Origin of the sequence: Pseudomonas sp. PS01299 (genome assembly GCF_029960145.1) — a bacterium.
In the GTDB taxonomy this organism is placed as follows: Bacteria; Pseudomonadota; Gammaproteobacteria; order Pseudomonadales; family Pseudomonadaceae; genus Aquipseudomonas; species Aquipseudomonas putida_A.
In genome coordinates this window covers 1-19,091 of record NZ_JASCPO010000110.1, presented here as the reverse complement: position 1 = coordinate 19,091, position 19,091 = coordinate 1, and the positions used below count along the sequence as shown (strand labels likewise).

Genomic DNA, 19,091 nt, shown 5'->3' with positions numbered 1-19,091 from the left:
GGCTGAAACCTTGGGCATGACCGATTTGAATGGTGGCGCGCTCTTCAACGCTGAGTTCGGAATAAGACATAGGGACAGCACCGTACCGGAAAGGTCAGGTGTTGCACTCAGTTTTCGCCGCCGCCCATTTATAAATCCGACTATCAATTTTGTTTCCGGTGCAACTTTAATGACTGACACATAGAAGCCAGACAATAGAGCCCATAAAATTACTGCCGCAGATATCCAGTGCAAAGCAATCTGGAGACGCGAATATCCAACTCTTTTCATTGCAACCATCCTGATAAACAAGTGGCGCCATTACAAGACTCTGAATTATCAACGTCAACGAGAAAACCATTAACAGAAACTGCACAAAGTAAACAATCTTTACGAGCAAGGTTTATTGCACTTTCAACTTAAACATAGAAAAATCAATTACCGCCCGAACATTGCATTCGGGCGGTAGTGTCAAAATCTTACTCGTGATACTGCGCCGACAGTTCATGTACCGCGCGCAGGAACGCACCGGCGTGCTCTGGGTCGACTTCCGGAGTGATGCCGTGACCCAGGTTGAACACGTGGCCACTGCCTTTGCCATAGCTGGCCAGAATGCGCCCGACTTCAGTGCGGATCGCTTCCGGTTTGGCGTAGAGCACGGTCGGGTCCATGTTGCCTTGCAGCGCGACCTTGTCGCCGACACGGGCGCGAGCGTTGCCGATGTCGCAGGTCCAGTCCAGGCCCAGTGCGTCGGCGCCAGCGTCGGCGATACTTTCCAGCCACAGGCCGCCGTTCTTGGTGAAGAGGATCACCGGCACTTTGCGACCGTCGTGCTCGCGGATCAGGCCGCTGACGATTTTCTTCATGTACGCCAGGGAGAACTCCTGGTACGCCGCCGCCGACAGGTTGCCGCCCCAGGTATCGAAGATCTGCACCGCTTGCGCGCCGGCCTGGATCTGGCCGTTGAGGTACGAGGTCACCGACTGCGCCAGCTTGTCCAGCAGCAGGTGCATGGCTTGCGGGTTGTCGTAGAGCATCGCCTTGGTCTTGCGGAAGTCCTTCGACGAACCGCCTTCAACCATGTAGGTGGCGAGGGTCCACGGGCTGCCGGAGAAGCCGATCAGCGGCACACGGCCGTTCAGCTCGCGGCGGATTGTGCTGACCGCGTCCATCACGTAGCCGAGATCCTTGTGTGGATCAGGGATCGGCAACGCTTCGATGTCGGCCAGGGTGCTGACGACTTTCTTGAAGCGCGGGCCTTCACCGGTCTCGAAGTACAGGCCCTGGCCCATGGCATCGGGGATGGTGAGGATGTCGGAAAACAGGATCGCCGCGTCCAGTTGCGGGTAGCGGTCGAGCGGTTGCAACGTGACTTCGCAAGCGAATTCCGGATTCATGCACAGGCTCATGAAATCACCGGCCTGGGCACGGCTGGCGCGGTATTCAGGCAGGTAGCGGCCGGCCTGGCGCATCATCCACACCGGGGTGACGTCAACGGGTTGCTTGAGCAGGGCGCGGAGGAAACGGTCGTTCTTCAGGGCAGTCATGTCGGCATCCGGAAAAAAAGTGCGGGCATTTTCTCAGAGCGCGACGCAAAAGGCACGGATGCAGGTCAGCCTTTTGTCTATCGGGTCAATTTGTTGCGCTGTATTGAGCGCACAGAAACCAATGTGGGAGCGGGCTTGCTCGCGAAAGCGGTGTGTCAGTCAATACATCGGGTGACTGATACAAAGCCTTCGCGAGCAAGCCCGCTCCCACATTTCTGATCGCATTTCAGGCTGAAATGTAATCAGACGCCCAGGTAATCGAGGATCCCTTCAGCCGCATTGCGGCCTTCGAAGATTGCCGTTACCACCAGGTCGGAACCGCGCACCATGTCGCCACCGGCGAAGATTTTCGGGTTGCTGGTCTGGTGCTTGTACTGACCTTGCTCAGGCGCGACGACGCGGCCCTGGCTGTCGGTCTGGATTTCGAACTGTTCGAACCACGGCGCCGGGCTCGGGCGGAAACCGAACGCGATGACCACGGCGTCGGCCGGGATGATCTCTTCGGAGCCCGGGATCGGCTCGGGGCTGCGACGGCCACGGGCATCCGGTTCGCCGAGACGGGTCTCGACCACTTTCACGCCTTCAACCTTGTCTTCGCCAACGATGGCGATCGGCTGGCGGTTGTAGAGGAATTTCACGCCTTCTTCCTTGGCGTTCTTCACCTCTTTGCGCGAGCCGGGCATGTTCGCTTCGTCACGACGATAAGCACAGGTCACCGACTTGGCGCCCTGACGGATCGAAGTGCGGTTGCAGTCCATCGCCGTGTCGCCACCGCCGAGTACCACGACCTTCTTGCCTTTCATGTCGACGAAATCTTCCGGCGACTTTTCAAAGCCCAGGTTGCGGTTGACGTTGGCAATCAGGAAGTCCAGCGCGTCGTAGACGCCCGGCAGGTCCTCACCGGCAAAACCGCCCTTCATGTAAGTGTAGGTGCCCATGCCCATGAATACCGCATCGTATTCGGCGAGCAGTTGCTCCATGGTCACGTCCTTGCCGACCTCAGTGTTGAGGCGGAACTCAATGCCCATCCCGGTGAAGACTTCGCGACGATTGCTCAGCACGGTCTTCTCAAGCTTGAACTCGGGAATGCCGAAGGTCAGCAGACCGCCGATTTCCGGGTTCTTGTCGAACACCACCGGGGTCACACCGCCACGCACCAGCACGTCGGCACAGCCCAGACCCGCCGGGCCCGCACCGATAATCGCGACACGTTTGCCGGTCGGTTTGACCTTGGACATGTCCGGGCGCCAGCCCATGGCGAATGCGGTGTCGGTGATGTACTTCTCGACCGAACCGATGGTCACCGCACCGAAACCGTCGTTGAGGGTGCAGGCACCCTCGCACAGCCGATCCTGCGGGCACACCCGGCCGCAGACTTCCGGCAGGGTGTTGGTCTGGTGCGACAGCTCGGCGGCCTGGAGGATGTTGCCCTCGGCCACCAGCTTCAGCCAGTTGGGAATGAAGTTGTGCACCGGGCACTTCCACTCGCAATACGGGTTGCCGCAACCCAGGCAGCGGTGGGCCTGGTCGGCCGACTGCTGGGGTTTGAACGGTTCGTAGATCTCGACGAACTCTTTCTTGCGTTGACGCAACAGTTTCTTCTTCGGATCCTTGCGCCCGACATCGATGAACTGGAAGTCGTTATTCAGACGTTCAGCCATTGTTAAAACCTCATCAAACTCTTCAGGCGCATATCACTGCGGGTTGGCACGAGTGCTGGAAAGCAACGATTTCAGGTTGGCAGCCTTAGGCTTGACCAGCCAGAAACGACGCAGGTAGTCATCAAGGTTTTCGGCGAGCTCACGACCCCACTCGCTCTCGGTTTCCTTGACGTACTCGTTCAGCACGTTCTGCAGGTGGCTGCGGTAGGCCTCCATCGCCTCGCCGCTGATCCGCTGGATTTCCACCAGTTCGTGGTTGACCCGGTCAACGAAGGTGTTGTCCTGATCGAGCACGTAGGCGAAACCACCGGTCATGCCAGAGCCGAAGTTGTAACCGGTCTTGCCCAAAACGCAGACGAAACCACCGGTCATGTACTCGCAGCAGTGATCGCCAGTGCCTTCCACGACCGTGTGGGCACCGGAGTTACGCACGGCAAAGCGCTCGCCCGCGGTGCCGGCGGCGAACAGCTTGCCGCCGGTGGCGCCGTACAGACAGGTGTTGCCGATGATGGCGCTGTTCTGAGTCTGATAGACGCTGCCTTTCGGCGGCACGATGACCAGTTTGCCGCCGGTCATGCCTTTGCCGACGTAGTCGTTGGCGTCGCCTTCCAGGTACATGTTCAGACCGCCGGCGTTCCACACGCCGAAGCTCTGACCGGCCGTCCCTTTGAAGCGGAAGGTGATCGGCGCGTTGGCCATGCCCTGATTGCCGTGCTTGCGTGCGATTTCGCCGGAGATCCGCGCACCGATCGAACGGTCGCAGTTGCAGATGTCCAGTTCGAACTCGGCGCCGCTGAGGTCGTTGATCGCCGACGTCGCCATGTCGACCATTTTCTCGGCCAGCAGGCCCTGGTCGAACGGCGGGTTGCGCTCAACGCCGCAGAATTGCGGTTTGTCCGCCGGGATGTGATCGCTGCCCAGGAGCGGAGTCAGATCCAGGTGGTGTTGCTTGGCGGTCTGGCCTTCGAGGATTTCCAGCAGATCGGTGCGGCCGATCAGCTCTTCGAGGGAGCGCACGCCGAGCTTGGCCAGCCACTCACGGGTCTCTTCGGCGACGTAGGTGAAGAAATTCACCACCATGTCGACGGTGCCGATGTAGTGATCCTTGCGCAGCTTCTCGTTCTGCGTCGCAACGCCGGTGGCGCAGTTGTTCAGGTGGCAGATGCGCAGGTATTTGCAGCCCAGGGCGATCATCGGCGCGGTACCGAAGCCGAAGCTTTCGGCGCCGAGGATGGCCGCCTTGATCACGTCGAGGCCGGTTTTCAAGCCGCCGTCGGTCTGCACCCGGACTTTGCCGCGCAGGTCGTTGCCGCGCAGGGTCTGGTGGGTTTCAGCGAGGCCGAGTTCCCACGGAGCGCCGGCGTATTTGATCGAGGTCAGCGGCGAAGCACCGGTGCCACCGTCGTAGCCGGAGATGGTGATCAAGTCCGCATAGGCCTTGGCCACACCGGCGGCGATAGTGCCGACGCCCGCTTCAGCCACGAGTTTCACCGAGACCAGCGCCTTCGGGTTGACCTGCTTGAGGTCGAAGATCAGTTGCGACAAGTCTTCGATCGAATAGATGTCGTGGTGCGGCGGTGGCGAAATCAGGGTCACGCCCGGCACTGCATAACGCAGTTTGGCGATCAGCCCGTTGACCTTACCGCCCGGCAGTTGCCCGCCCTCGCCCGGCTTGGCGCCTTGGGCGACCTTGATCTGCAGCACTTCGGCGTTGACCAGGTATTCCGGGGTTACGCCGAAACGGCCAGTGGCGACCTGCTTGATTTTAGAGCTCTTGATGGTGCCGTAGCGTGCTGGGTCTTCGCCGCCTTCGCCGGAGTTGGAACGCGCACCGAGGCGGTTCATGGCTTCGGCCAGGGCTTCGTGGGCTTCCGGCGACAGTGCGCCCAGCGAGATACCGGCGGAGTCGAAGCGCTTGAGCACCGATTCCAGCGGTTCGACTTCACTGATGTCCAGCGGCTTGTCGAGGGTCTTGACCTTGAACAGGTCGCGAATCATCGACACCGGACGGTTGTCCACCAGCGAGGTGTATTCCTTGAACTTGGCATAGTCGCCCTGCTGCACGGCGGCTTGCAGGGTGTTGACCACGTCCGGGTTGTACGCGTGGTATTCGCCGCCGTGGACGAACTTCAGCAGACCGCCCTGCTGGATCGGTTTGCGCGGGCTCCAGGCTTCGGTAGCGAGGGCTTTCTGCTCGGCTTCGATGTCGACGAAACGCGCACCCTTGATGCGGCTCGGCACGCCACGGAAGCTCAGCCCGCACACTTCTTCGGACAGGCCGATGGCTTCGAACAGCTGCGCACCGCGGTACGAGGCGATGGTCGAGATGCCCATCTTCGACAGGATCTTCAACAGGCCTTTGGTGATGCCTTTGCGGTAGTTCTTGAACACCTCATAGAGGTCGCCCAGCACTTCACCGGTGCGGATCAGGTCGCCCAGCACTTCGTAGGCCAGGAACGGATAGACCGCCGAGGCGCCGAAACCGATCAGCACCGCAAAGTGGTGCGGATCGCGCGCGGTGGCGGTTTCCACGAGGATGTTGGAATCGCAGCGCAGGCCTTTTTCGGTCAGACGATGGTGCACTGCACCGGTGGCCAGCGAAGCGTGGATCGGCAGCTTGCCCGGGGCGATATGGCGGTCACTCAGAACGATCTGGGTACGCCCGGCACGCACGGCTTCTTCAGCCTGATCGGCAACGTTGCGGATCGCCGCTTCGAGGCCGACGCTTTCGTCGTAGTTGAGGTCGATGATCTGCCGCTCGAAACCCGGGCGGTCGAGGTTCATCAACGAGCGCCACTTGGCCGGCGAGATCACTGGCGAGCTGAGGATCACGCGCGAGGCGTGCTCCGGCGATTCCTGGAAGATGTTGCGCTCGGCCCCGAGGCAGATTTCCAGCGACATCACGATCGCTTCACGCAGCGGGTCGATCGGCGGGTTGGTGACCTGCGCGAACTGCTGGCGGAAATAGTCGTACGGCGTGCGCACGCGCTGCGACAGCACGGCCATCGGCGTGTCGTCGCCCATCGAGCCAACGGCTTCGTAGCCTTGTTCGCCAAGCGGACGCAGTACCTGATCGCGCTCTTCAAACGTGACCTGATACATCTTCATGTATTGCTTGAGCTGATCGACATCGTAGAACGCCGAACCGTGGTCGTTGTCTTCCATGGTCGCCTGGATGCGCAGGGCGTTCTTGCGCAGCCATTGCTTGTACGGATGACGGGATTTCAGACGGTTGTCGATCGCGTCGGTGTCGAGGATCTGCCCGGTCTCGGTGTCCACGGCGAGGATCTGGCCCGGGCCGACACGGCCCTTGGCGATCACGTCTTGCGGCTGGTAGTTCCAGACGCCGATTTCCGACGCAACGGTAATGAAACCGTTGGTGGTGGTGACCCAGCGCGCCGGACGCAGACCGTTACGGTCGAGCAGGCACACCGCGTAACGACCATCGGTCATCACCACGCCGGCCGGGCCGTCCCACGGCTCCATGTGCATCGAGTTGTACTCGTAGAACGCACGCAGATCCGGGTCCATGGTTTCAACGTTCTGCCACGCAGGCGGAATGATCATCCGCACGCCACGGAACAGGTCGATGCCACCGGTGACCATCAGTTCGAGCATGTTGTCCATGCTCGAGGAGTCGGAACCGACACGGTTGACCAGCGGGCCGAGCTCTTCCAGATCCATCAGATCGTTGGTGAACTTGGTCCGACGGGCCTGTGCCCAGTTACGGTTACCAGTGATGGTGTTGATCTCACCGTTGTGGGCGAGGAAACGGAATGGCTGGGCCAGCGGCCATTTCGGCAAGGTGTTGGTGGAGAAGCGCTGGTGGAACACGCAGATCGCGGTTTGCAGGCGCTGGTCACCCAGGTCCGGATAGAACGCGGCCAGGTCGGCCGGCATCATCAGGCCTTTATAGATGATGGTCTTGTGCGAAAAGCTGCAGATGTAGTGGTCGGTGTCGGCGGCGTTGGCCACCGACGAGCGACGGCGGGCGCTGAACAGTTTGACCGCCATGTCCTGATCGCTCAGGCCTTCACCGCCGATGTACACCTGCTCGATCTGCGGCAGGCGCTCAAGGGCCAGGCGGCCGAGGACGCTGGTGTCGATCGGCACTTTGCGCCAGCCGATCAGTTGCAGGCCTTCAGCGAGGATCTCGCAGTTCATGTTCTCGCGAGCGGCTTCGGCCTTGGCCGGATCCTGGTTGAAGAAGACCATGCCCACGGCATATTGCTTGGGCAGCTCGACGCTGAAGTTTTCCTGGGCCATCGCCCGCAGGAACGCGTCAGGCTTTTGAATCAGCAGACCGCAACCGTCACCGGTCTTGCCGTCGGCATTAATCCCACCGCGGTGGGTCATGCAGGTCAGGGCCTCGATGGCCGTTTGCAAAAGGGTATGACTGGGCTCGCCCTGCATATGGGCTATCAGGCCGAAACCGCAGTTATCCTTGAATTCATCTGGTTGGTACAGACCTGCTTTCATAGACACTTTCTCACCAGGCTGCCTCTTTTCGAGGCAAATTTCTTTTCAATTCAACCACTTGCTTGCCGCGCCGAACGTACGCCGGCTTTGCGGGGGCAAAAGGGTGGTCATTGTACACAGCGACACAGAGGCTCACAAATTTGACGACGAAATGTCGCAAATTCATGTCGCATTTGTGAAAGGTTTAAAGCGATCTGCTGTGCTAGTCAAAACTTTTTTAATTTTGACCGCAACGACTCAAAGACTACTGTGACGCAGACACCACAAGGCACGCGGTCTGTAGAGACGGCGCGCACTCGTAGAAATTTTGAGGTGCTTGGAGAGGCGGCCTGGGTAAGGCCGCCGAATCTTCAGCGAGTTGTTGCCAGTTCCTGTTGGACGCTGGCGACAGTGCGAGGCCAAGGTTTACCAGCCTGAACCTTCGCTGGCAAGGCCTTGATGGCAGAAACGGCTGCATCACGATTGGCGAAGTTGCCGTAGGTGATCACGTAGAGAGGCTTGCCGTTAAGGACTTTCTTGAAATAACGGTACTCGCCGCCCTGCTCCTTGACGAAGTTCTGCGCGGTCGCTTCGGAGCTGGTGCCGAGGATCTGCACCACGTAGTTGCTGGTCGGTTGACCGGCGTACCAGCTGCCACTGGCAGCCTTGGCCACGGTAACCGGCTTCTCGGCCGGTTTGGCAGCCGCAACAGGCTTGGCCGGAGCCGGAGCCGGTTTGGCCGCTGGCGCTGCCGGAGCAGGCTTGGCGGTGGCGACCTGAGTCGGTGCTGGGGTCGGCTTGGCCGCCGGAACAGGTACTGGCGTCGGCGCTGGACCGGCCGGAACACCTGCCGGTGGTGCGGAAGTCGTTACGGTCGGCGGCGTCGCGCTGGAACCTTCGACCGGTACGCCGTCGTCACCTTCAGTGATGCCGCCTGCGGCTTCAGCCAACGGGCCGCGCATCACCGGCTGCGAGTTGCCGACCAGCGGCAGCGGCATCGGCTGAGTATTGCCGGCGAACTCGACGTTCGGTGCGCCACCCTTGGCGCCCTGACCCAATGGCAGTTGTGCCTGTTCGTTGACGGGTGCGCCAGTGGTTGGCGCCTTGTTGCGACCCGGCATCAGCCAGGCGGCGGCGACCGCGACCACAACGACGGCGGATATCGCCAATACGTGTTTCTTCGGCATGTTGAACCCCATACTTGGACGCTTGACCGCAGAGCGGCTGGCAATCATGACTTCGATCAGTGCATCGCGAGCGACCTGGTTGATGTTGCCAGGCCAACCCTCGGCGCTTTCGTGAATCTCAGAGATCTGATCCGCGGTGAAAAGTTCGACACCCCGGCCCGCACCTTCCAGCCGTTGGTCGAGATATTCGCGGGTCTCTTCTTCGGTATACGGCTGCAGTTCGATGACGTGGAAGCGCTCTTCCTCGAGGTGCAAGGCCTCCAGTTGCGCGATCAGCGACGACTCACCGAACAGGAACACATGCGGGCGACCTTCCGGTGCCCCGGCACCCAGCGCCATCAGCGCTTCGAGGGCGGATTCGTCGAGCTGCTCGGCGTCATCCACCAGCAGATAGACCTCCTGGCCGGTAAGCGCGAGTTGCACTACCTGATCCAGAATCGCGCCAACTTCGGCCTGAGCCACGTTCAGTGCCTGAGCCACCTGACGCAGCACGCCGGCGGCATCGCCAGCTCCACGGGCCGACACGACAACGCTTTGCACCGATTGCTTGTTGGTGCTGGCTACCAGCGCCTGACGCAACAAGGTCTTGCCGCTGCCCTGCGGCCCGGTGACCACCAGCAGCAACTGGCTATAACGCGCCAGGTGGTGCAATTGCCCCAGCACCGGTTTGCGCTGGGCCGGGAAGAATTTGAAGCCCGGCACCCGCGGCGCGAAAGGGTCGTGACTTAACTGGAAATGGCCGAGGAACGCCTCGTCGGCATGCAAACTAGTCATCGGAATCTTATTAACCTTTAAGCTGAGCCAGAGCGCGGTAATCCGCTCCCAGCGTGGCCTGTAGAACCTCTTTCGGATAATCGGCGGTCACCACCGCTTCGCCCATCCGGCGCAGCAGCACCAGGCGCAGACGACCGTCGATCACTTTTTTATCAATTGCCATATGTTCGAGAAAATCGGCTTCGGTCATTTCTTCCGGCGGAATCACCGGCAGACCGGCACGCTGGAACAGACGAATGCCGCGATCACGTTCCTGCTCGCTGATCCAGCCCAGACGCGCGGACATTTCCAGCGCCATCACGGTGCCAGCGGCCACCGCCTCACCATGCAACCAGACACCATAGCCCATGTGGGTCTCGATGGCGTGGCCGAAGGTGTGGCCGAGATTGAGCGTGGCGCGCACGCCGGTTTCCTTCTCATCGGCACCGACCACTGCAGCCTTGGCCGCGCAGGAGCGCTCGATGGCATAGGTCAGGGCCTTCTGGTCCAGCGCGCGCAGAGCGTCGACGTTGTCTTCAAGCCAGGTCAGGAACGGCTCGTCGCAGATCAGACCGTACTTGATGACTTCAGCCAGACCAGCGGACAGCTCACGCTCTGGCAGGGTTTTCAGGGACGCGGTATCGATCAGCACCACGTTCGGCTGATAGAACGCGCCGACCATGTTCTTGCCCAGCGGATGGTTGATACCGGTCTTGCCGCCCACCGACGAATCGACCTGGGACAGCAGCGTGGTAGGAATCTGGATGAAATCGACACCGCGCTGGTAGCAGGCGGCGGCAAAACCGGCCATGTCACCGATGACACCACCACCGAGGGCGATGATTGTGGTGCGGCGGTCGTGACGGGCAGTCAGCAGGCCGTCGAAGATCAGTTGCAGGGTTTCCCAGTTCTTGAAGGCTTCGCCGTCCGGCAGCACCACCGAGATCACCGAGAACTGCGCAAGGCTGCGGGTCAGACGTTCGAGATAGAGCGGCGCAACGGTCTGGTTGGAGATGATCGCCACTTGCCGCCCATGGATATGCGGCGCCAGCAACTCGGGCTGATCCAACAAACCTTCGCCAATATGAATCGGGTAGCTGCGCTCGCCTAGATCGACCTTGAGTGTCTGCATGTGTCCCCACAGTGAAGATGGAAGCAGGCGTCCTGCCCTGAATTATTGGTTGTCTGCGGCCTATAGCGAATCTGACGCCGCTCGCACGCCATCCGCCACAACCTCGGCGGCTGTGACAGGACGCCGAGGATAGCGCATTTCCGGCGGCGCTTTAACGGGGTGGCAGCTGCGCCAGACGGTCGAGAATGTCGAGCACCACCATGCGCGGTGGCCGTTCGTCGGTTTCCACCACCAGATCGGCGATCTCTCGATAGAGCGGATCGCGGATCTCCAACAAGTCTCGCAGGGTTTTCGCCGGATCGGCGGTGCGTAGCAAAGGACGATTGCGATCGCGCGACGTACGCCCGACCTGCTGCTCGACGGAGGCATGCAGATATACCACCCGTCCGCCCGCGTGCAGGGCCTTGCGGTTGGCATCACGCATCACCGCGCCGCCGCCGGTCGCCAGCACCACGCCGTCGAACGCGCACAGCTCGGCGATCATCGCCTGCTCACGGTCACGAAAGCCGGGCTCGCCTTCCTTGTCGAAGATCCACGGGATATTGGCGCCCGTGCGCAGTTCAATTTCCTTGTCGGAATCTTTGAACGGCAGGCGCAGCTCTTTGGCCAGCAACCGGCCGATGGTGCTTTTTCCAGCGCCCATCGGTCCTACAAGAATCAAATTTCGCACAGAATCAACGACTCACAGCAATCGCCTGGTTATTCATGATACGCGGAGTGAGAAATACCAGCAGCTCGGATTTTTTCTCCGAAACCACATCACGCCGGAAAAGGCGGCCAAGATACGGCACATCGCCAAGAAATGGCACCTTATCTACGACCTTGCTTTGAGTATTTGAGAAAACACCGCCAATCACGATGGTCTCGCCGTCGTTCACCAGCACCTTGGCGTTGACCTCGTTCTTCTTGATCGGCGGTACATCCTGCACTTTGTTCAGGTAGTCCGGTTCGTCCTTGGTGACCTTGACCTCCATGATGATGCGGTTGTCGGGGGTGATCTGCGGCGTCACTTCCAGCGACAGCGAAGCCTCCTTGAAAGACACCGACGTCGCGCCGCTGGAGCTGGCTTCCTGATACGGAATCTCGGTGCCCTTGAGGATCTTCGCCGTCTCCTTGTCGGAGGTGACCACTTTGGGCTGCGAGACGATTTCACCGTTGCCGGTTTTCTCCATGGCAGTCAGCTCAAGATCGAGCAGCACGTTGTCGGTGATGAAGGCGATGCCGATCCCCGAGGTATTACCCACCGTGCCCATGTCGACGAACGGCGAGTTGGTACTGGTACTGCCCGGTGTGCCGATGGTGGTCGACGAGCCATTGCTGACCCCCGAGGTGTTCCAGTTGCCCTTGTTCTGGATCGAACCGCCCCAGCGCACGCCCAGACTCTTGTCGTAATCGACGTTGGCCTCGACGATCCGCGCCTCGATCATCACCTGACGCACCGGAATATCCAGTTGCGCCACGATCCGCCGCAGTTCGTCGAGGCGATCCTGGGTCTGGTAGGCAATGATGTTGTTGGTGCGCTCATCGACAGTGATCGAGCCACGCTCGTCGATTTTCGCCTCGGCGCTGGTCACCGACTGGAACAGCTTGGCGATGTCCGCGGCCTTGGCGTAATTCACTTGCAGCAGCTCGCGGCGCAGCGGCGCCAGTTCGGCGATCTGTTTCTGTGACTCCAGTTCCTGGCGTTCGCGGGCGGCGATTTCGTCGGCCGGCGCCACCAGCAACACGTTGCCGATCTTGCGTTTATCCAGCCCCTTGGTTTTCAGCACCAGGTCCAGCGCCTGATCCCACGGCACGTTTTGCAGACGCAAGGTGATCCCGCCCTGCACGGTATCGCTGGCCACCAGATTGAGGTTGGTGAAATCGGCGATCAGTTGCAGCACCGAGCGCACGTCGATGTCCTGGAAATTCAGCGAAAGCTTTTCGCCGCTGTAGCTGTTGCGGTCAGCGTTGCGCTTTTGCAGGTCATCGACCGTCATCGGGCGAATGCTGACGGTCAGTTTGTTGTCGGTCTGGTAGGTGGAATAGTCGAACGTGCCGCTGGGTTCGACGGTGATGACCGCACGATCACCGGTGGCGGCAGCGTTGACGAACTGCACCGGCGTGGCGAAGTCCTTGACGTCGAGGCGCACCCGCAGCCTGTCGGGCAACTGCGTGCGAGCAAAGCTCAGGATGATCTTGCCGTCATGCTCCTGGATGTCCGGGGCGATGGTCGGGTCCGAAAGGTCAATGACCACGTTGCCCTCCCCCGCAGTGCCGCGCTGGAAGTCGACACCACGAATGGTTTTGGCGACGGGGGTATAAGCCTTCGCCGGCGCTGGAGCCGCGACCGGTCGTGGCGCAACAGCGGCTGGCCGTGGCGCAGCAGGCTTGGCGCCCTGCCCGACCACTACGAACAGATTGTTGCCCTCGACCCGCGAGGTGTAGGACGTCAGTTGCGTCAGGCTGATGATCAGGCGCGTGCGGTCGTTGGCTTCCACCACTGTGGCGGTTCGCGCGTTACCGCTGCCCAGATCGCGGGTCTTGCTCGTCAGTTGGCTGGCGACACCCGGCAGATCCAGGGCGATTCGCGCCGGCGATTCGGTAGTGTAGCCCTTGGGTTGCGGTGGCGGGCTGTCGAACGACAGCTTCAACTCGATGCGATCACCCGGTAACGCCGCGACATCCAGCGTCTTGAGGCTGGCCGCCTGAACCATCGGTGAAAGCAGCGCTATCCATAGCGAAAAACCGAGGGTGGAGAAAATCCTGTTCATTGTTCGACTTCCACTATGAGTGCTCTTTCAAAGGAATGGTGCGCGGACGTTCCAGCCAGGCGCCTTCGCCGTCGGGCACGATCTCGACCACATCGACCTGAGTGGCGCTGATGGCGACAATGCGCCCGTCGTTGCGCCCCAGGTAGTCGCCGACTTTCAACCGATGCACTGCACCCGCCCCGCGCAGCAAGGCAAAGGAGCCGCTGGCATTGGAGATCGTGCCGACCATTTCAAACTGCTCGATGTTGAAACCTTCGAGGTATTGCTTGACCCGGTTGGGGTCGGGTTTGACGTTGCGCGAGCCACGCTGCTGCCCGGCCAGATCGACGCGCACCTGGCGCGAGAACGGGCTGCGCAGGTTGGCCGCGCTGTAGGTAAAGGTGGGATAGGAATGAAAGGTCGGCGTCGGCTCGATCTTGCCGGCCGGGCGCAGACGCACTTCGTTCATGTAGGCGTCGAGGTCGCTGAATTCGTCACTGCTGCCGCAACCACTGAGGCCGAGCACCAGCACTGACAGGGCGAAATAACGGATCGGGGTCATTTGTCCAACCCCTTGTCGTTATAGCGGTAGGTCTTGGCGAGGATGCTCATGCGCAGCTTCGTCCCGCCGTCGGGATTGGCCGGTGCCAGTTCGAAATCGTGCAAGGTGACGATCCGTGGCAACCCGGCGACGCCACTGACGAAGGTCGCGAGGTCGTGGTAAGCCCCGGTGACAGTGATCTGGATCGGCAGCTCGATGTAGAACGGCTGGGTCACCTCCGGCAGCAGCTTGATCTCTTCGAATTCAAGACCGCTGCCCAGCCCGGTACGGGTAATGTCCTCGAGCAATCCCGGGACCTCGGTGTCGCTGGGCAACTGCCGCAGGAGCACGCCGAAGGAGGTCTCCATCTCCTTCATCTGCTGGGTGTAGAGCTCCAGGTTGGCAGCCATGTGCGCCTTGCTGGCGAACTGCTCCTTCAAGGTGTCCTCTTCCTGACGCTTGGCTTCCAGCTGGTTTTCCATGTCGCTGATGAAAAAGTTATAGCCAAGCGCCAACACCAGCACCGCAAGCAATGCTCCCGCGATAGTTTTCACCGCGGCCGGCCAGGAGCCGATATTGCTGGTGTCCAGATCGTTGAAGTCGATATTGCGCAGACTTTGCAGCCATTCGGACGGCTTCATTTGTCGCCCTCCGTCACGGCTGGCTGGGTCTGACGCACAGTCAGCTGAAAGACGTTGGCCTGATCCACCTGACCGGCGGTCGTCGCTTTCACCTCGTTCAAGCTGGGCGCATCGAACCAGTCGGAAGCGTCCAGATTGCGCATCAGCTCCGAGACGCGATTGTTCGACTCCGCCGCGCCACTGATCGACAGCGTCTTGCCGAGCAATTTCACGCTGGTGAAATACACCCCGTCCGGCAGCGTGCGCGCCAGTTGGTCGAAGATCCGTCCGCTGATCTGCCGGTTGCCCTGCAAGTCCTGGATGATGCGCATGCGCTCGACCAGTTGCTGGCGCCGTGCCTTGAGTTCGCTGATCTGCTTGATCCGTTCGTCGACCACGGCGATCTGTTTGCCAATGTAGTCATTGCGTGCTGCCTGCCGCTCGATGGCGGTACTGAAGATCTGATCGGCGATGAACACTGCGCCCACCGAACCGACGAACACCCCGATCAGGATCAGCAGAAAGCGTTTGCGCCGCTCTTCGCGACGTTCCTCACGCCAGGGGAGAAGGTTGATCCGCGCCATCAGTCGAAACTCCTGAGCGCGAGCCCGCAAGCAATCATCAGGGCCGGCGCGTCACTGGCCAGGGCTCCGGCGTTGACCTTGCTGCTCAAGGCCATGTCGGAAAACGGGTTGGCGACCTGGGTCGGGGTGCCCAGACGCTGTTCGATCAGCCGATCCAGCCCCGGCACCGAGGCGGTGCCGCCGGCCAGCAGAATGTGATCGACCGCGTTGTACTGCCCGGAGGCAAAGAAGAACTGCAACGAGCGCGAGACCTGCTGCACCAGAGCATCACGGAACGGTTGCAATACCTCGCTGACATAGTCGTCCGGCAGACCGCCCTGCTTTTTCGCCAGCCCGGCCTGCTCGACGGTCAGGCCGTAGCGGCGCTGGATCTCCTCAGTCAGCTGCCTGCCACCGAACAGCTGCTCACGGGTATAGATGATGCGGCCGTTGTGCAGGACGCTGAGGGTGGTCATGGTCGCGCCGATGTCCACCACCGCCACGGTCAGGCGTTCCTGCGAGGCTGCCAGTTGAGTAGCGAGCAGGCCGAACGAGCGCTCCAGCGCATAGGCCTCGACATCGACCACGCGCGCGGTCAGCCCCGCCAGCGCCAGCGCCGCTTCGCGGACTTCGACGTTTTCCTTGCGACAGGCGGCCAGCAGCACGCTGACGCGCTCCGGGTTGCGCGGCGACACGCCCTGGACTTCGAAATCGATGGCGACTTCGTCCAGTGGATAGGGAATGTATTGGTCGGCTTCGATCTTCAGCTGGTTTTCCAGCTCATCATCGGTCAGTCCGGCGTCCATCTCGATGATCTTGGTGATCACCGCAGAACCGGCCACCGCCACCGCCACGCTCTTGAGCCCGGTGCGTGCCTTGACCAGCACCCGGGACAAGGCATGGCCCACGCCTTCGAGCTCGGCGATGTTCTTTTCGACCACGGCGTTGGGCGGCAGCGGCTCTACCGCGTAGGCCTCGACCCGGTAGCGATCGCCCTGACGGCTCAACTCCAGCAGCTTCACCGAAGTGGAGCTGATGTCGATCCCCAGTAACGTATTGGTCTTTTTCTTGAAGAGTCCCAGCACTACCAATTCCCTATGACTTTCCGTGAGTTACGGACTCTGTAATACGCATTGCGTTCCTTCACCCCGTCTTGACAGAAGCGCAAATGACGCCCCCAGCAGAAAAGTGCTTATAATGCCCAGCGTTTTTTTCCGCTTTTTACTGCCGGCCCAGGCTGTTCTGTGTGTTACCGGAACCCTGCCGCCCAATTCATTCTTTGCCCTGGATGTTCAAAAGCCTTGATTCGTCTGCTGAAATTTTTCGGTTGGTCCATCGTCGCCGTTTTCTGCGGACTGCTTTTAGGTCTCAGCGGCGCGTTTCTTTACCTTAGTCCGGGTTTGCCGTCTGTGGAGGCGCTGAGAAGCATTCAGTTGCAGATTCCGCTCCGGGTCTACAGCAGCGACAACAAGTTGATCGCAGAATTTGGCGAAATGCGCCGTACTCCGATCCGTTTCGCCGACATTCCACCCAATTTCATTAATGCGTTACTAAGTGCTGAAGACGACAATTTCGCCAACCACTATGGCGTCGATCCGAGCAGCCTGATGCGCGCCGCGACCCAACTGGTCAAAAGCGGGCACATTCAGTCCGGCGGCAGCACCATCACCATGCAGGTGGCGAAGAACTTCTTCCTGACCAGCGAACGCAGCTTCTCGCGCAAAACCACCGAGATTCTTCTGGCCCTGCAGATCGAACGGCAGTTGACCAAGGACGAGATCCTCGAGCTGTACGTGAACAAGATTTATCTGGGTAACCGCGCCTACGGCATCGAGGCGGCGGCGCAGGTGTATTACGGCAAGTCGATCCGCGACGTCAGCCTGGCGCAGATGGCGATGATCGCCGGCCTGCCGAAAGCCCCGTCGCGCTTCAACCCGCTGGCCAACCCGGCGCGCAGCAAGGAGCGCCGCGACTGGATTCTCGGACGCATGTACAAGCTCGGAAAGATTTCCGAGGCTGACTACACCGCCGCGATCAACGAGCCGCTGAACGCCAGCTATCACGTGCCGACCCCGGAAGTGAACGCACCGTACATCGCCGAAATGGCCCGTGCCGAAATGGTCGGTCGCTATGGCAGCGACGCTTACACCGAAGGTTTCCGCGTCACCACCACGGTGCCGAGCAACCTGCAGGAAATGGCCAACACCGCGCTGCACGAAGGCTTGATGACCTACGATCAGCGCCATGGCTACCGCGGACCCGAGTCGCGCCTGCCGGGCAAGACTCACGAAGCCTGGGCGACCGAGCTGACCAAGCAGCGCACCATCAGCAGCCTGGAGCCGGCCATCGTTACCCAGGTCGACAAGAATGGCTTGCAGGTGCTGACCCGTACCGGCGAAGAACACGTCGCCTGGGACACCATGAAATGGGCGCGGCCGTTCCTCAACACCAACAGCATGGGCGCCGCACCGCGTCAGCCGTCGGATGTGGCGCAGGTCGGCGACCTGATTCGCGTGCAGCGTCAGCCGAACAATTCGCTGAAATTCAGCCAGATCCCGCAGGCGCAAGGCGCGCTGGTGTCGCTGGATCCGCAGAACGGCGCGATTCGCTCGCTGGTCGGTGGTTTCGCTTTCGAGCAGAGCAACTACAACCGTGCCCTGCAGGCCAAGCGTCAGCCGGGTTCGAGCTTCAAGCCGTTCGTCTACAGCGCTGCGCTGGACAGCGGTTACACCGCCGCGACGCTGGTCAACGATGCGCCGATCGTGTTCGTCGACGAGTACCTGGACAAGGTCTGGCGGCCGAAGAACGACACCAACACCTTCCTCGGCCCGATCCGTCTGCGCGAGGCGCTGTACAAGTCGCGTAACCTGGTGTCGATCCGCCTGTTGCAGGCAATGGGCGTGGGCAAGACCATCGATTACATCACCCGCTTCGGCTTCAACAAGCAGGACCTGCCGCCGAATCTGTCGCTGGCGCTGGGCACCGCGACCCTGACCCCGATGGAAATCGCTACCGGCTGGAGCACCTTCGCCAACGGCGGCTACAAGATCACCCCGTACATCATCGACAAGATCGAAAGCCGCAACGGTGACACGCTGTTCGTCGCCAACCCGCCGACCGTGCCACAGGGTGGCTCGGCGACCGATGGCCTTGCCGCGCCGGAGTCTCAGCCGATCACCGTCAACGCCGCACCGGTTCCGGGTGAAGCACCGGGCGCTGCCACTGCGCCACAAGCGCCGGCCGTTGCCGAGCGGATCGTCGATGGACGTACCACGTACATCCTCAACAGCATGCTGCAGGACGTGATCAAGCTCGGCACCGGACGCCGCGCACTGGCCATGGGTCGCAGCGACATCGCCGGCAAGACCGGTACCACCAACGAATCGAAGGATGCGTGGTTCTCCGGTTACAACGCCGATTACGTGACCACCGTGTGGACCGGCTTTGACCAGCCGGAAAGCCTTGGTCGCCGCGAGTTTGGTGGCACCGTGGCGTTGCCGATCTGGATGAACTACATGTCTGCCGCGCTCAAGGACAAGCCGCCGCACGTACAGCCTGAGCCGGAAGGCATTCTCAGCCTGCGGGTGGATCCGGTCAGCGGTCGTGCGGCAACGCCGAGCACGCCGGGCGCCTACTTCGAGCTGTTCAAGTCCGAAGACACGCCGCCCTCGGTGAATGAGCTGGGCAACGGCGCCGTACCGGGCAGTCCGCTGCCGGCGGATGAGCAGGCACCGATCGATCTGTTCTGATCAATGCGCCCCAAAAAGCCCCGCCTTCGAAAGAAGTGCGGGGCTTTTTTATGCCTGTGATTTTTATGTTGTCTGGGCCGGCCTCTTCGCGAGCAAGCCCGCTCCCACAGTGACCGGGTTGTAGCCAGCATTTGCGCACACCACAAAACCTGTGGGAGCGGGCTTGCTC

The 19,091-nt window shown here is 60.9% G+C and carries 12 protein-coding genes and 1 pseudogene; 1 reads left to right on the top strand and 12 read right to left on the bottom strand.

Annotated elements, in window-relative coordinates; translation table 11 throughout:
- From QMX91_RS18800 to QMX91_RS18745, 12 genes and pseudogenes are all read right to left on the bottom strand, one after another.
- Positions 1 to 270 (bottom strand): annotated as a pseudogene (locus QMX91_RS18800) (hypothetical protein); the annotation flags it as partial.
- A gap of 188 nt (positions 271 to 458) precedes the next feature.
- Complete coding sequence (hemE, locus tag QMX91_RS18795; protein ID WP_007952372.1) at positions 459 to 1,526, bottom strand: uroporphyrinogen decarboxylase; 1,068 nt, start codon at positions 1,524 to 1,526, stop codon at positions 459 to 461.
- A 242-nt stretch (positions 1,527 to 1,768) separates the two neighbouring features.
- Positions 1,769 to 3,187, bottom strand: coding sequence for an FAD-dependent oxidoreductase (locus QMX91_RS18790; protein ID WP_007909438.1), 1,419 nt, complete (start codon positions 3,185 to 3,187; stop codon positions 1,769 to 1,771).
- A gap of 33 nt (positions 3,188 to 3,220) precedes the next feature.
- On the bottom strand, positions 3,221 to 7,666 hold the full coding sequence (gene gltB / locus QMX91_RS18785; RefSeq protein ID WP_282413176.1) for a glutamate synthase large subunit: 4,446 nt from the start codon (positions 7,664 to 7,666) through the stop codon (positions 3,221 to 3,223).
- Positions 7,667 to 8,016: 350 nt separating this feature from the next.
- Entirely contained in the window at positions 8,017 to 9,606 is a 1,590-nt protein-coding gene (locus QMX91_RS18780; protein WP_282413175.1) for an AAA family ATPase, read from the bottom strand.
- Between the two features lie 10 nt (positions 9,607 to 9,616).
- Positions 9,617 to 10,717: a 3-dehydroquinate synthase gene (gene aroB / locus QMX91_RS18775; RefSeq protein ID WP_098966819.1), complete on the bottom strand. Its 1,101-nt coding sequence runs from the start codon at positions 10,715 to 10,717 to the stop codon at positions 9,617 to 9,619.
- Between the two features lie 151 nt (positions 10,718 to 10,868).
- Positions 10,869 to 11,387 (bottom strand): shikimate kinase AroK, encoded by a 519-nt coding sequence (aroK, locus tag QMX91_RS18770; protein WP_027611316.1) that lies wholly within the window; start codon positions 11,385 to 11,387, stop codon positions 10,869 to 10,871.
- 4 nt (positions 11,388 to 11,391) lie between these two features.
- The gene (gene pilQ, locus QMX91_RS18765) at positions 11,392 to 13,470 is read right to left on the bottom strand and encodes a type IV pilus secretin PilQ (RefSeq protein ID WP_139053557.1); all 2,079 of its coding nucleotides are present in this window, start codon (positions 13,468 to 13,470) and stop codon (positions 11,392 to 11,394) included.
- A 13-nt stretch (positions 13,471 to 13,483) separates the two neighbouring features.
- The gene (locus QMX91_RS18760) at positions 13,484 to 14,011 is read right to left on the bottom strand and encodes a pilus assembly protein PilP (protein WP_098966815.1); all 528 of its coding nucleotides are present in this window, start codon (positions 14,009 to 14,011) and stop codon (positions 13,484 to 13,486) included.
- Positions 14,008 to 14,631 carry a type 4a pilus biogenesis protein PilO gene (gene pilO / locus QMX91_RS18755; protein WP_098966813.1) on the bottom strand — a complete coding sequence of 208 codons (624 nt, stop codon included), beginning with the start codon at positions 14,629 to 14,631 and terminating at the stop codon, positions 14,008 to 14,010. The genes QMX91_RS18760 and pilO overlap by 4 nt, the downstream gene beginning before the upstream one ends.
- A complete protein-coding gene (locus QMX91_RS18750; RefSeq protein WP_282413174.1) occupies positions 14,628 to 15,194 on the bottom strand; it encodes a PilN domain-containing protein in 567 nt (188 codons plus the stop codon). Before QMX91_RS18750 ends, pilO begins: the two co-directional genes overlap by 4 nt.
- Positions 15,194 to 16,258: a pilus assembly protein PilM gene (locus tag QMX91_RS18745; protein WP_096794691.1), complete on the bottom strand. Its 1,065-nt coding sequence runs from the start codon at positions 16,256 to 16,258 to the stop codon at positions 15,194 to 15,196. The genes QMX91_RS18750 and QMX91_RS18745 overlap by 1 nt, the downstream gene beginning before the upstream one ends.
- 216 nt (positions 16,259 to 16,474) lie before the next feature.
- Between QMX91_RS18745 and QMX91_RS18740 the strand changes: the two genes are divergently transcribed.
- The gene (locus tag QMX91_RS18740) at positions 16,475 to 18,922 is read left to right on the top strand and encodes a penicillin-binding protein 1A (protein ID WP_096794690.1); all 2,448 of its coding nucleotides are present in this window, start codon (positions 16,475 to 16,477) and stop codon (positions 18,920 to 18,922) included.
- Positions 18,923 to 19,091 lie beyond the last annotated feature (169 nt).

Excerpts from the sequence above, each read along its gene's own strand:
- pilO (WP_098966813.1), bottom strand. The coding sequence starts at position 14,631 with ATGAAGCCGTCCGAATGGCTGCAAAGTCTGCGCAATATCGACTTCAAC.
- hemE (WP_007952372.1), bottom strand. The coding sequence starts at position 1,526 with ATGACTGCCCTGAAGAACGACCGTTTCCTCCGCGCCCTGCTCAAGCAA.
- pilQ (WP_139053557.1), bottom strand. The coding sequence starts at position 13,470 with ATGAACAGGATTTTCTCCACCCTCGGTTTTTCGCTATGGATAGCGCTG.
- QMX91_RS18750 (WP_282413174.1), bottom strand. The coding sequence starts at position 15,194 with ATGGCGCGGATCAACCTTCTCCCCTGGCGTGAGGAACGTCGCGAAGAG.
- QMX91_RS18780 (WP_282413175.1), bottom strand. The coding sequence starts at position 9,606 with ATGACTAGTTTGCATGCCGACGAGGCGTTCCTCGGCCATTTCCAGTTA.
- QMX91_RS18790 (WP_007909438.1), bottom strand. The coding sequence starts at position 3,187 with ATGGCTGAACGTCTGAATAACGACTTCCAGTTCATCGATGTCGGGCGC.
- aroB (WP_098966819.1), bottom strand. The coding sequence starts at position 10,717 with ATGCAGACACTCAAGGTCGATCTAGGCGAGCGCAGCTACCCGATTCAT.
- QMX91_RS18760 (WP_098966815.1), bottom strand. The coding sequence starts at position 14,011 with ATGACCCCGATCCGTTATTTCGCCCTGTCAGTGCTGGTGCTCGGCCTC.
- gltB (WP_282413176.1), bottom strand. The coding sequence starts at position 7,666 with ATGAAAGCAGGTCTGTACCAACCAGATGAATTCAAGGATAACTGCGGT.